Annotated in this window: 13 protein-coding genes and 1 pseudogene; 6 read left to right on the plus strand and 8 right to left on the minus strand. The window is 39.5% G+C overall.

Annotated features, from left to right (window positions below):
- Positions 1-17 precede the first annotated feature (17 nt).
- Complete coding sequence (gene trmD, locus PU02_RS01770; RefSeq protein ID WP_053943812.1) at positions 18-722, minus strand: tRNA (guanosine(37)-N1)-methyltransferase TrmD; 705 nt, start codon at positions 720-722, stop codon at positions 18-20.
- A 60-nt stretch (positions 723-782) separates the two neighbouring features.
- Entirely contained in the window at positions 783-1,313 is a 531-nt protein-coding gene (gene rimM / locus PU02_RS01775) for a ribosome maturation factor RimM (protein ID WP_053943813.1), read from the minus strand.
- Between the two features lie 159 nt (positions 1,314-1,472).
- Between rimM and PU02_RS01780 the strand changes: the two genes are divergently transcribed.
- Both PU02_RS01780 and PU02_RS01785 read left to right on the plus strand, forming a co-directional pair.
- Positions 1,473-2,285, plus strand: a complete 813-nt coding sequence (locus tag PU02_RS01780) for a SapC family protein (RefSeq protein ID WP_053943814.1) — start codon at positions 1,473-1,475, stop codon at positions 2,283-2,285.
- 2 nt (positions 2,286-2,287) lie between these two features.
- A complete protein-coding gene (locus PU02_RS01785) occupies positions 2,288-3,280 on the plus strand; it encodes a tyrosine recombinase XerC (RefSeq protein ID WP_053943815.1) in 993 nt (330 codons plus the stop codon).
- Here the strand turns inward: PU02_RS01785 and PU02_RS01790 are convergent.
- The gene (locus tag PU02_RS01790) at positions 3,277-3,555 is read right to left on the minus strand and encodes a BolA family protein (RefSeq protein WP_053943816.1); all 279 of its coding nucleotides are present in this window, start codon (positions 3,553-3,555) and stop codon (positions 3,277-3,279) included. The two genes, PU02_RS01785 and PU02_RS01790, sit on opposite strands and share 4 nt — an antisense overlap.
- A gap of 120 nt (positions 3,556-3,675) precedes the next feature.
- On the opposite strand from PU02_RS01790, the gene PU02_RS01795 reads away from it, so the two are divergent.
- From PU02_RS01795 to cobT, 3 genes are all read left to right on the plus strand, one after another.
- The gene (locus PU02_RS01795; protein WP_053943817.1) at positions 3,676-4,299 is read left to right on the plus strand and encodes a J domain-containing protein; all 624 of its coding nucleotides are present in this window, start codon (positions 3,676-3,678) and stop codon (positions 4,297-4,299) included.
- 225 nt (positions 4,300-4,524) lie between these two features.
- Positions 4,525-5,511, plus strand: coding sequence for a cobaltochelatase subunit CobS (gene cobS, locus PU02_RS01800; RefSeq protein ID WP_053943818.1), 987 nt, complete (start codon positions 4,525-4,527; stop codon positions 5,509-5,511).
- A 14-nt stretch (positions 5,512-5,525) separates the two neighbouring features.
- Complete coding sequence (gene cobT / locus PU02_RS01805) at positions 5,526-7,418, plus strand: cobaltochelatase subunit CobT (protein WP_053943819.1); 1,893 nt, start codon at positions 5,526-5,528, stop codon at positions 7,416-7,418.
- 157 nt (positions 7,419-7,575) lie between these two features.
- Here cobT and PU02_RS01810 read toward each other — a convergent pair whose 3' ends face one another.
- Entirely contained in the window at positions 7,576-8,232 is a 657-nt protein-coding gene (locus PU02_RS01810; RefSeq protein ID WP_053943820.1) for a VUT family protein, read from the minus strand.
- A gap of 123 nt (positions 8,233-8,355) precedes the next feature.
- Entirely contained in the window at positions 8,356-8,649 is a 294-nt protein-coding gene (rpmB, locus tag PU02_RS01815) for a 50S ribosomal protein L28 (RefSeq protein ID WP_053943821.1), read from the minus strand.
- A gap of 256 nt (positions 8,650-8,905) precedes the next feature.
- Here rpmB and PU02_RS01820 point away from each other — a divergent pair, with 256 nt between their 5' ends.
- Positions 8,906-9,679, plus strand: coding sequence for an SURF1 family protein (locus tag PU02_RS01820; RefSeq protein ID WP_053943822.1), 774 nt, complete (start codon positions 8,906-8,908; stop codon positions 9,677-9,679).
- A 241-nt stretch (positions 9,680-9,920) separates the two neighbouring features.
- Here PU02_RS01820 and PU02_RS06520 read toward each other — a convergent pair whose 3' ends face one another.
- The 3 genes and pseudogenes from PU02_RS06520 to PU02_RS01830 form a co-directional block, all read right to left on the minus strand.
- Complete coding sequence (locus PU02_RS06520) at positions 9,921-10,073, minus strand: DUF1127 domain-containing protein (protein ID WP_071628356.1); 153 nt, start codon at positions 10,071-10,073, stop codon at positions 9,921-9,923.
- 367 nt (positions 10,074-10,440) lie between these two features.
- Positions 10,441-12,057: a bifunctional phosphoribosylaminoimidazolecarboxamide formyltransferase/IMP cyclohydrolase gene (purH, locus tag PU02_RS01825; RefSeq protein WP_053943823.1), complete on the minus strand. Its 1,617-nt coding sequence runs from the start codon at positions 12,055-12,057 to the stop codon at positions 10,441-10,443.
- Between the two features lie 182 nt (positions 12,058-12,239).
- A pseudogene (locus PU02_RS01830) lies at positions 12,240-13,949 on the minus strand (heparinase II/III family protein).
- Positions 13,950-13,967 lie beyond the last annotated feature (18 nt).

A 13,967-nucleotide genomic window follows, 5' to 3' on the forward strand; every position in this document is an offset into this window, starting at 1 on the left:
GTATCTTTCAAAATGAATCAAGTTTTCTGATGATTTTTGTTATTGCTATAAAGAGCATAAAGATCAGGTCGCCGCTGAGAAGTTAATAATTCAGCTTGTTCTTGGCGCCAAGCAGCTATAGCTTTGTGATGGCCCGATGTTAAAACAGATGGAATATCAAAACCTTCAAAAAGAGGGGGGCGTGTATAATGAGGATGTTCGAGTAATCCATTCTCAAAACTTTCGCAATCCCCAGACAATTTATTGCCCATCACGCCAGGCAAAAGCCGTACAATAGCATCCAAAAGAACTAATGCAGCTGTCTCTCCCCCTGAAAGAATATAATCACCAATAGAAATTTCTTCCAATTCTCGTGCTTCTATGACCCGTTCATCCACCCCTTCAAAACGGCCACAAACTAGAATTACCCCAAAACCAGATGCCAAAGAACGGGCACGGGCTTGATTAAAAAGTTTCCCACGTGGACTGAGTAAAATTTTCGGCAAGTTATTTGGACAATGATCAATCGCAGCAGCCAACACATCTGCCCGCATCACCATGCCGGCTCCTCCTCCAGCTGGTGTATCATCAACACTATGGTGCTTGTCTAAAGCAAAATCCCTAATCTGCACTCTATTTAGAGACCATATTCCTTGTTGCAAAGCCCGCCCTGCTAAAGAGTGCCCAAGAAGCCCCGGAAACATCTCAGGATAAAGTGTGACAACATGAGCATGAAACGTCATTTATAACCTATTTTTCTTGAACCCTTCACTTAACAACTGATCCTTATTGCATTCAATTTTCTAATCACTTGATAACCCTGCTGCAATTCGATCAACAATGAGAAAACCTGAAGAAAGGGATATTTCTGGCACAGCTGCCTTACTAAAAGGGATAAGCTCCTTTTTGCAAGGCCCCAAATGCACCTCAAGCAAATCACCTGCTCCAAAATTAAAAAAACCGCTAACTTCACCCAAAATCTGGCCTGCTTCATCATATACTCGCAGCCCTATCAAATCCACCTGATAAAATTCATCTTTCTCTAGATCGTTTGCGAACTTATCTCGTTCAATATAGAGATGTGTCCCTTTTAATTTCTCTGCATCATCACGACTTTTTATTCCTTTAAAGCGTATAACCACACCTTTTTTTTGGATAGAAAATGCTTCAATCTCGTAAGGATACCCCGTTTCATCGTAAAAGGTACCATAATCTCCCAATTGTTGTGGTCTATTACCCAAAGCTTTAATGTAAACATCTCCCCTTACACCGTGCGCTGCACCAATAATAGCGAGACAAACCGCTTTATTCAGCTTGTTATTGTCCTGTTTCATATACAATGTTATCTCTTTATCAATATTATCCCTTTATTAAAGCGAAAAATTTTACATAATAATATTATATTGTATATTCAGATATTCTTGCCATTCAATAGTCTTATAAAAAGACCTCTCTCTATGGCAAAATTAAATGAGATAAGAAAGAGAAGTCTTATGGCGAATGTTATGCTTTTTTATAAAAATGTTGTTCCACTTAATAAAGTAGCTCATAAAAATCTTAAATTCCTCCCCTTGAGTGACATGTCTTTTGCGCAGGATACTCACTGGCTTCCTTTAGCAAGTAGTGAATATTTCCAAGCTGCTCTGGACTACCCCATTCTATTCATGAGTGCACAAGACGACCAACAAAAACGGCACTACACATCTATTGCCCTTGTTGGTCTTTCAAATAACCAGAATGATTACATCACGGCTGATAAAAATTGGCAACCAAATGTATATATTCCTGCTTTTGTCCGCCGCTATCCTTTCATCCTTGCGCAACTCCCTAATGAAAAAGAATTATCTGTTTGTTTTGATCAGCAACCAAGAACATTTAATGAAGTTGAAGGAACAAATATTTTCAATTCAGATGGTTCTATTTCCCCTTTCATGGAAGAACGTATTCATTTTCTTGAGAGTTTTAAAATAGCAATGGAAAAAACTGCTGAGTTTACTGAAACTCTCGACAAAATGGACCTTTTTAGCCAGAAAACAATCAGCGTAAAAAATGATAAAGGACGATCGGCGCAATTAGAAGATTTTTGGATTGTTGATGAAGAAAAATTTCATAAATTATCAGCAAATCAATTAGCAAAACTGCATAAAAGCGGTTTCTTAGGCTTGATCTTTGCTCACCTAATGTCCATGAATAATTTAGTCAAGCTACTTTCTCTAAGAAGTACTAATCAGACCTCTAATTCTCCCCAGAAGGGTACAAATACTCATCCTGTAGAATTAAATAATGATAATAACCGCCTTAACTGAAAATGTGCCCCTTGAATAACAGCAAAAAGAGCCTTTCCATTCCTGTAGACGAGGTTCTTTTAACTGCGAGAGAAAACTGGCTAAAGAATCTCACTCATATGCAGCGCATGGCTGCACAAACAGTGCAAGCTTATGAACGAGATACACGGCAATTCTTATTCTTTTTATGCCAATATTTAGGACATAAACCAGCATATAATGATCTCGCTAATTTGCGTGTAACCGATTTACGAGCCTTTTTGGCGCATCGTCGTGCACAGTCCATAAGTGCACGCTCTCTGAGTCGCAATATAGCAAGCATACGTTCTTTTTTTAACTATTTATCCCGTGAAGGGCTTGTTAATATTCCTGCTATAAAACTTGTACGAACTCCAAAACATCCAAAATCACTGCCAAAACCTTTAACAGTCAAATCAGCACTGCATGTTATTAAACAGGAAAACCAACAAGACGATGAACCATGGATCATTGCTCGAAACGCTGCTGTATTAACACTCCTTTATGGTTGTGGCATGCGTATATCGGAAGCTTTATCACTAACCCCAAAACAATTTTCTGATCGCCAAGTAACAAGCCTCTCCATCATCGGAAAAGGTGGCAAAACACGCATTGTTCCTCTGATTAAAGCGGTTTATGAAACGGTAGAGGCTTATCTCAAATGTTGCCCTTATCCCTTAAAAGAAAACCAGCCAATGTTTCGTGGTGCCCGAGGTGGTCCCTTGCAACCAGCTATCATTCAGCGAGCTGTTAAAAATTTACGGATAAATCTTGGCTTACCAGAAACTGCTACACCACACGCACTACGCCACTCTTTCGCAACCCACCTTTTATCACGTGGAGGAAATTTACGCATGATTCAAGAGTTACTTGGCCATGCCTGCCTATCCACAACACAAGTTTATACGCATGTTGATACAGATCGCTTATTGGATATTTATAAAAAAGCGCATCCACGTGCCTCAAAAAAAGCTATTCCGCAAGAAAAAACAGATTAAATATCCTCAATATCTACTGCCAAAGCATGGACGCTCTCTTCCAATTCCTTTTGTAAAACTTGATAAATTGCTCTGTGACTATCCAGACGTGTCTTATTTGCAAAAAAAGGAGCAACAATCCTTACACGAAAATGTGTTTCCCCCTGGCCATCAAAAACATCATTGTCATGCTGATGTCCAGCATGCAAATGGCTCTCATTGATTACCTCAAGCTTTTGTGGAGAGAATGCTTCATTAAGCTTCATCTCGATTCTTTTTTGAACTGTAGTAAACATCTTTTTCCTTTACAAAACGAGCAACATCATCAATCCTCTTTCGAACTTTAAGTGAGTCTGACGACGACTTTTTAAAAATCAATTCTTGTCAAATACATCGATTTTGCATAAACCAAAAATATGACAACAACATCTAAATTATTTGATTCAATTCGCATAAGCTCTAACAAAAAAAGACAGGCCGAAGTGCCAACACAACAATGTCAATGGGAAGACTGCGAAAAGACGGGTACCCATAAAGCGCCGATGGGCCGTAACCATGAAGGAAAATATTTATTTTTCTGCATTGATCATGTGCGTGCTTATAACAAAAACTTTAATTATTTTTCAGACCTTAGCGACACAGATTTTGCACAGTTTCAGGAAGAAGCTCTCACAGAGCACCGCCCCGTATGGCCAACTGGGCTGAAAAATAGTACTTCAAAAAAAGCAGCAACGCACTACGCGAAAATTCGCTCTGGAACAGCGGCCTATCAAAACCGCATGCGTGATCCCTTTACTATCTTCAATCAGCGCTATTCAGATTATAAGAAAAACACACGAAAATTAAAGCCTTTAGAAGCAAAAGCTTTTGAGACTTTAGAATTGAAAGCAGATGCATCCGCTGAAGATATCAAAATAAAATATAAAGAGCTTGTCAAAAAACATCATCCTGACGCGAATGGTGGAAAACGTTCTTCTGAAGAGCGTTTTCGCGATGTTCTCCATGCTTATAATTTATTGAAAAAAGCAGGTTTATGTTGAAGATTATCAAATCTCTCAAACATTTTTTCCTTCATATTCTAAAAGCGAAGTATATGTGTTCCTTCTGTCTAGTAATAAAAGATGTACATTTTATTTAATAACAAAATATGAGAGTCAGGGTACTTTGCGTGCTTTTTCTTAAAGGTAGAGCATTGCATAAGTACTTCATGTTTTGTATGATTTTCCTAATCGAAATAGCAAATAATAGATATTTTTCAAAAAACAATGACACAGAAAAAGCTTGAAGGCCTTAATATCCCTGATGAGATGCTTTGCGCTCGCGATGTGTTCAATATTGATACTAATATGCAAATACCGGCCTTTAGCACGAAAGGCCCACATGTTCCTGAATTAGATCCTGATTACCTTTTTGATCAGCAAGCAACATTAGCTATCCTATCAGGTTTTGCGTTTAACCGTCGTGTAATGATTTCTGGTTATCACGGTACGGGTAAGTCAACCCACATTGAACAGGTAGCCGCCCGCCTCAATTGGCCCTGTGTCAGAATTAATCTTGATAGTCATGTTAGCCGCATTGATTTAATCGGAAAAGATGCCATCGTTTTAAAAAATGGATTGCAAATTACAGAATTTAAGGAAGGCATTTTGCCCTGGGCTTACCAAAACAATGTTGCCCTCGTCTTAGATGAATATGATGCAGGTAGACCTGACGTTATGTTTGTTATTCAGCGGATTCTTGAATCTTCAGGACAGCTCAGCCTACTCGATCAAAACCGCATCATTACTCCTCATCCAGCATTTCGTCTTTTTGCGACAGCCAATACCATTGGTCTTGGAGATATAACAGGGCTATATCACGGTACACAGCAAATTAATCAAGCTCAAATGGATCGTTGGTCTATCGTGGCGCTCCTCAATTACCTGCCCCATGAAAAGGAGATTGATATTGTCTCCTCAAAAGTCAAACATTTTCAAACTGCTGAGGGGAAAAAAATTGTTTCTCAAATGGTGCATGTTGCTCATATGGTACGGCAAGCTTTTATGAATGGCGACCTTTCAACGGTTATGAGCCCGCGTACCGTCATTACTTGGGCAGAAAATAGTGAAATTTTTCAAGATATTGGTCTTGCTTTTCGTTTAACATTTCTCAATAAATGTGATGAACTGGAGCGAGCAGCGGTTGCAGAATTTTATCAACGAGCATTTGGAAAAGATCTTCCTGAATCAATTATTCATACTGCCTTGTCCTAAGGAATACATGAAGCATGGCCTCGCAAGCTGATAATAACAGCCAAAATCTGGCGCATTTCTCTCCTCATAATATTGAAACATTAAAAAGAGCAATCTCTACCTGTGCACGTTCCATCGCTAAGGTGCGTGGTTTTGAAATTACTTTTAGTCACCACAAACCTTATATGAACCATATGCGGGCCTATCTACCAGAAATATCATATCGCACGACCAATAAAGAGATTGCTGTCATCCGCGGATTAAGTGATTTCATGGCCTTACATAAAGCGTGGCATGATAAGCACATTCATGCACAATTTTCCCCAAAAGAACCACGAGCACGCGTCATATTTGATACTCTTGAACAAGCACGCATAGAAGCCATCGGCACTTTGATGATGGAAGGTATCGCTCAAAACCTTACAATGATGCTGATTGATAGATATATAAAAAAACATTATCACCACATTGGCAATCAAAGTGAAGCGCCTATAGGAGAAGCAATTGCACTCTTATTACGTGAAAAAACAACAAAGCGTCCTCCCCCTAGGGAAGCCAAAGCTATCTTGCAATTATGGCGCCATACTCTCGAACAAAAAATAAAAACTGAACTCGATGAGCTCGCACAACATATATATGACCAAAATGCTTTTGCACATATCGTTCATCAAATATTCTTTGCCTTAAAAATATCCACCACATTCTGTGACAAATCCGATGAGATAAACAGTAAAAAACAGGGAAATAATTGCGATTTACACACCCAAGAGAATGAACTACGCAAAAAAGAAAGATACCTTCAAAGTAAGGAACAAAAAATAGCTGAACAAGAAAATGATGCCGAAGATGAAGGTAAAGCGCAGGCTACTCATCTAAATAACAACATAAAAACTGAACAAGAAAACGGTAATTTGCGGCATATAAATAACATGTCTAAACGTGCACTTTACTCTTTTAAGCATGCGAAAAGTTTGACTGATTACAAAATTTTTACACAGCAATTTGATGAAGTATCAGAAGCAACACACTTTTGTTCTGAAAGTGAATTGAATCATTTGCGCCGTTGTCTTGATCAACAATTAAATCATCTCCAAAATATTGTTGGACGCTTAGCAAATCGGCTACAAAGACGCCTCCTGGCACAACAAAATCGTGCTTGGTATTTTGATTTAGAAGAAGGATATCTCGACACATCACGGCTGCCACGCCTTATTATCGATCCAATACAATCTCTTTCCTTCAAAATGGAACAGCAGATGCAATTCCGTGATACGGTTGTTTCATTGCTTATTGATAACTCAGGATCGATGCGTGGAAGACCAATCACCGTTGCAGCCAGCTGTGCTGACATCCTGACTCAAACTCTTGAACGCTGTGGTGTAAAAGTTGAGATTTTAGGTTTTACGACCAAAAATTGGAAAGGTGGACAATCCCGCAAAAAATGGGACAAAAATAAAACACCTGACCATCCAGGTCGCCTTAATGATTTACGCCATATCATCTATAAAAGCGCAGATACACCATGGCGTCGTGCTCGACGCAATCTAGGATTAATGATGCAAGAAGGGCTTCTAAAGGAAAACATTGACGGTGAAGCACTCATTTGGGCCCATCAACGCCTTTTAGAACGACATGAACATCGCCGCATTCTTATGGTCATTTCTGATGGTGCCCCAGTTGATGATTCAACCCTTTCCGTTAATGCCCACAATTACCTCGATAAACATTTACAGGCGGTTATTAAAGAAATTCAAGCACGCTCACCGGTTGAATTAGTTGCTATCGGCATTGGTCATGACGTCACTCGTTATTACAAACATGCCGTAACAATCGTAAATGCTGAAGAACTAGCTACCGCTATCACACAGCAATTAGCTGAACTCTTCGATAATAAAAAACGAGGAAATCTGCGGACAACTTTTGTGTGATAAGTGATAAATATATTAAAGGCCTATACTAGCTCTTTACCCCATAAAAAGCTCAGAAAATACAAATACCCAAACCCTTACAAAGATAACCAAAACAATTCACACCGCTCCCATACATCATTACACAAAATATATCGGAGTGATAAACTGTTTTTCTCTATATCTTTTTTGATAACGGAGAGGCTCTAAAATAAGTTAGAGCAGTGCCATAGGGAATGAGCATAAGAAAACTCATAACCATTTTTACCAAAAAATCACCAAAAGCAAGTGAAAGCCAAACTGGAATTTCGATCCCCCAAAAAAGTATACTCTCCGTAATAGAACCATCGGCATACCCTGTTATTTGATCAAGAAAACTCATATGACCTGCAAAAGCAAGGGCAAAAAACAAAACTGTATCTAAAGCTGAACCTGTTAACGCAGCAGCTAAAGGTGCCTTCCACCACGTTTTACGCCGCAAAGGAGTAAACACCATGATATCCAGTAATTGCCCGAATAAAAATGCCGTACTAGAAGCAATAGCAATACGCGGTGTTGCCACCATCCAAGAAACAAAAAAACCAGTGATAAAACCAGCATACACCACACTTCGTGCTGCCGCAGGACCATGGAAACGATTAACCAGATCATTAATTAAAAAAGCAATTGGATACGTAAAAGCTCCATAAGTTAAAAGTTCATGCAAACCAAAAAAATCAATAGGATACTGCACTAAAACATTTGAGGCTGTTACAGCACAGCACATCGCAAAGCTTGCCCAAATAAGGAGCTTAATTTTTTGTTGTTTCAGCAAAAATTTTTGCACCGAAAACACTCTTCTAACCTAAAAAACGGACCAGAACACCCCTCACACCACTGCAATCAAATACACATGGCCCCGCAAAGACACCCTTTCAAAGAAAGAACACCAAAAATCTCCCCGCAAAGTCAAGAGCCTCTAAGCCGCTTGCTCAGCCTTTTTCTTAGTGATTTGGCGTTTCAGCAAACGCGCACGCTGCGATAATTCCTTATCATCTGCCTTGATCAAAAAACAATCAAGCCCCCCTCGATGTTCCACTGAACGTAGAGCATTTGCAGAGATCCGTAGACGGTAACTTTGCTGAAGAACTTCCGAAATCAACGTCACATTGCAAAGATTTGGCAAAAAACGGCGACGCGTCTTATTGTTTGCATGGCTTACATTATTGCCATACTGAACTGCTTTTCCTGTCAACTCGCAGGCACGGGACATGAATCTCACCTTATAATTCTAAAAATCTCAAATTCCAGACTCAAAAAAAACAGACCCACACGAAAACACGCGCATACTGCCCTAAATAAGTACCAACGGAAGCTTTGCGTTTTTATAAGTTGTTGGTTAAAAGGTCAAGTCTTTTGTAAAATTAATGAACTTTTCACAGCTTATTTAACGGGTCTAACTATCTTTTTTTCCAAGAATCAACAAACTATTTCCGAACATTTCATACAATTATGAGGGCCCTTAAGCAATGGCTAAAATAGATCACCCTATTCCAAGTCACTCATGTAAGGCTAGCTGTTTTTCGTCTATACTCTTAGGCATTACCTGTATATTCTTTTTCTGCATTTTCAGTGCACTGGGTACTTGGCAAGTATATAGACTACAATGGAAACAAAATCTCATTACACATGTTAACCAGCGCACTCACCTACCTCCTGTTGAGGCCCCTCCGCAAGAAAAATGGCCCCATGTAACTTTTGAGAAAGATGAGTATCGACCAGTCACACTAAAAGGACAGCTTTTAAAAGATAAGAGTATCTTCGTCATTGCCGTTGCACAAGATACCACCGGTTATTGGATTTTAAGCCCCTTACAAACAGCAGATAAGACATTTACTTTTATTAATCGTGGTTTTATCCCCATGAACATGCGTTCTCAGTTTGAACAGCAAAATCTCCTACAAGAAAACGACTCTCCAACTACCCATACAAAACAAATCGAAGTTACAGGCCTTTTACGTATGAGTGAAGGAGCCGGGATATTTCCTCGTAAGAATAACCCCGATCGCAATCTGTGGTACACACGCCAGCTTCCTGCTATGGCCAAAAAATTAAACCTCTCCAACACTGCTCCTTATTTTATCGATGTAACTGATAAAATATCCCCCGAGGAAAATTTCCCTGTTGTTGGTCTTACCGTAATACGCTTTTATAACAACCACCTCACCTATGCTATCACATGGTTTATCCTAGCGGCCGGCACCCTCGGAGCTACTCTTTTACTGATTCGGCACAAAAAATAATAACCTACCCCCAACACCCCTCATGCCACATTAAGCCTTTTTTTCTGTTTTTTCACAGCCCAAACCACCTTCTCTTGCCTTGCTACGCAAAAGAATAAACAAAAGGCCTCACAAACAGGTAAAAGATATCTCACTCTTCACAAGCCCCTCCTTTTAATCAGTTAGTCAGCACAAAGGGCCAAAAAAGAAGACCCCCTTGCCTCTTTTTCACCGATAAATTCATAAATATCAAAGATAAATACTACAAAGACCCGCGTGAAAAACGCCACGCAACCGACCGAATATCATCACGATTAATACCAACATCCTTTAATTCACATGTCGAAAGGCTGCTAAGTACCCTTACTGTCCGACGATACCGACGCCAACTTTGAAAAGAATGTAAAATGTTCATGTTCTCGACTCAAATGATATACTCAAACTCTTGTAATCCTAAGATAGAACAGATTACAAAAATGTGATGTGCTATAATTGCATAACTGCTGTGCACTTATAGTATAAGAATATTCTCATTTAAGAGAGCTTTCACTAAAATAAAAAATTATGACAAGATACCAAATTCAAATTGACGACCTATCGCACATGAATGCAAATCCGTTTAAATAACCACCATCTTCTCAACTTAAAGTACTAAACTATCTGCGAAGGGCCAAGATAAACGCATTTAACAGATGCTCAATAAGCAATAGCATCAATATTTTCTCTAAGATGTTTTTCCCTTCACCTCAATCAGCAAATTATAAGAACAGCAAGATATAAAATTAATGGCGAAAATGCCGTACACTCGTGAAAACCATTGCCAAACCATGACGATCCGCAGCAGCAATGACTTCTTCATCACGTATAGACCCACCTGGCTGAATAACTGCTGTAGCCCCAGCTTCAGCTGCCGACACCAAAGCATCTGCAAATGGAAAAAATGCATCTGATGCCACGACTGATCCCTTAATGAGAGTTTCTGTTAACCCCTGTCTTTGTGCTCTATCTTCTGCTTTAAGTGCTGCAATTATCGCAGAATCAAGGCGACTCATTTGACCAGCACCAATACCAACTGTTGCACTATTTTTTGCATAAACAATAGCATTTGATTTAACATGCTTCACAACACGGAATGCAAATTGTAGATCACGCATTTCATCTTGGCTTGGAGCTCGTTTTGTCACTATCTGCAGCTTAAGATCGTCAACAACAACATTATCACGCGATTGAACCAACATTCCCCCTGAAAGCGTTTTAACTACCAAACCTTCACTGCGAGGATCAGGCACTCCACCCGTTATTAATAAACGAAGATTTTTTTTCTGTGCAATAATATCACGAGCAGCTTGTGTTGCCTCAGGAGCAATAATGACTTCTGTAAATAACTTTACAATTTCTGTTGCACATTCCTCATCAAGAGGCTGGTTCAAAGCAACAACACCTCCAAATGCTGACACATCATCACACATAAGAGCTTTTAGATATGCTTCCTTCAAACTTTTTCCTTCTGCAACACCACAAGGATTAGCGTGCTTAATCAGTGCAACAGCAGCCGTTCTTGAGGGATCAAATTCTGAAACAAGTTCAAATGCTGCATCTGCATCATTTATGTTATTATAAGAGAGCTCTTTTCCTTGCAAAAGAACTGCTGTTGCAATCCCAAAATTTGCATTATGTGTGCGATAAAAAGCAGCATGTTGATGTGGATTCTCACCATAGCGCATTACTTTTTCAAGACGACCAGAACAGGTTTTCCAAGATGGCATCTCGCTTCCCAAATCTTGTGCAAACCAGGTAGAGATAACAGCATCATAGGCAGCTGTGCGTCCATAAGCACGTGCTGCTAACTGTCGACGCAATAAAAGGCTCAAGCAACCATCTTTTTGCTTTAATTCATCTAAAACTAAATCATAATCACACACATCTGTTACAACACCAACATAGGCGTGATTTTTAGCAGCAGCACGAATCATAGCAGGACCGCCAATATCAATATTTTCTAAGATTATTTGCGATTCCACGCCAGACTGGCAAATCTTTTCAAATGGATAAAGATTAACAACAACAAGATCAATTCCACAAATACCGTGTTCTTCCATAACCGCTTTATGATCTTGGTCATCCCTAATCCCCAACAAAGCCCCATGAAGTAAAGGATGCAACGTTTTTACACGCCCACCCATTATTTCTGGAAAACCCGTTATTTCAGAAACATCTTTCACAGGCAAACCAGCATCTTTTAATGTTTTGGACGTTCCTCCTGTCGAAATTAATTCGATACCACGAATATGCAATCCTTGTGCAAATTCAACTAAACCTGTCTTATCAGAAACGGAAAGCAAAGCACGACGAACCGGATAAAGATCTGGAATAGGATATTTTTTTGCAATAGAAGCCACAATAAAAACCCTTTAAAATAAAAACTAGTAATTAAAGCAAAGCTGCGGAATACTTTTACACAAACACACGTCAACCCATCCTGGTGAAACAGGATAGTTTTTCTTCGAGAAAAATCCAACACAAACTGTTAGGTTTTCCCCCACATTGTACAAGGCCCCACATTGTACAAGGAATGAGTTGTTTACTTTGATTCAAGGCGGACAAAACGCCAACGAACTTTTTCCTGTAAAGCTGGTCGAAAGTACAAAACGATTTGCTGCGTACGCTGTGGTCCTGTTAACTCGGCAAAATCAATTGAATCTTCTAAATAAATATCAGTGTCAAGTGATACAAAATTCCATACGGCTCCACCCGCTACAGCTAACCTTGCAGAATTTCCATCATAATTAACCTCAACTTTTGGATGAAGATGAAAGCGAACCGCAACAATATTTGACTCATCGCGAGAATTCCCATTTTTACCTGTATTTCCATGACATGGCGTAAAAAAGCGATCAAAACCCTCGATCATCTCTCCATCTGTTGTTAAAATAAGACCACGCTCATGTAGCAAATCAAAGGACGATAGATAACCATTATGGCATGCAATAAAACCGATTTTTTGGGTATCCTCTATACGCTGCACTTTCACATCTGTGGGACCATTTAACAAGAAAGAAACATCTTTATTCTTTGCTTTACGAAAAACCCCAACTGAACAATCATTTAATGTTGCTGTCGAATGAGCGGCTGTAATGCGTCCAAAATGCCTATAATCTTCATGCCCATAAGGATCGACCCCTGCATTAATGATAAAACGACTCCCCCGTGAGGACATTTCAAAAGATAAGCATCCTGAGCAAGCATGTTCTGCAACAAAATGAGCAGGAAATCGCCCCGTATCTGCAAGCACCGTTGTTTGATGAGCGTGCAACCGCTGAAAACCTGAGTAACGTGCACAGCCAAAAGAATTGCCTGTTGTTTCATCAAATTTTAAAATGGATGATAAAAAACTCCGGCGAAATCGGCCCAACTCCATTAAAATGAGCCAATGTTTTATCTTCATGAACAAAAAACGCAAAGCTGGCAACATACGCTCAACAGTATCAATCAAAACGCGCGGAGCAATATCTTGAGAATTAATGTAAAGACGACGCAATGAAAGCAAATCTGGTAATATGTTAAGCATAACAGCGGGATTGCGTGAAATATGGCCTCCATCAGTTAAAATCTGACGCGATAATTCACGGACCAAGCAGGCTTGTGCCTTTTTCTTTATCGCTGCTGAAACAGGTAAAGTTAAAGATGCAAAAGCTATGGCTATAGCCACATGCAAGCGATGATCATTATTTTTCATCCCGAGAATTATGATGCGCAAATAACGAAAATGGAAACCAAGGGTGTGTAAAAAACGCTTTTCAAACCGGCTACTTGCACCATCTAACAACATTTGTGAATGACAAACCCATGCAATCAAACGCCGAGCTACTACAGCTCCTTCCCAAGGAAGTCCTCGTGCTTTTTTACCAGTATGATCAAGCCAATCTTCTATTAAAAAACGCGCATGCGCTGTTGCCAATTGGCTCTTTGCAGCTGTCATATGCCGCAACCAGTGGAAATCATGCAACGCTCTCTCCCACTCTGCTGTAGGAGAAACACAAGAAAAGGGTGAAGAAGAACCAGATTGAACGATGCGACCTGCAAAGGTAAAACGACCATGATAAAATTCATGCGCCATTCCAGAATCAGCAATACGCAAATCAATTGGATGCACCAAAATCTTCTGCGGACGAAAACCTGAAAAACGCCAATAAAATAACGGTCCTACCCACAAAAACTGCAAAAACTTTGAGACTATATTATACACAAAGGTCAATATTTTAATCTGAAAACCTTCAATAGCAACAGTCACGATTACATCTTCCCATTT

Source organism: Bartonella ancashensis, from assembly GCF_001281405.1.
Lineage (GTDB): Bacteria > Pseudomonadota > Alphaproteobacteria > Rhizobiales > Rhizobiaceae > Bartonella > Bartonella ancashensis.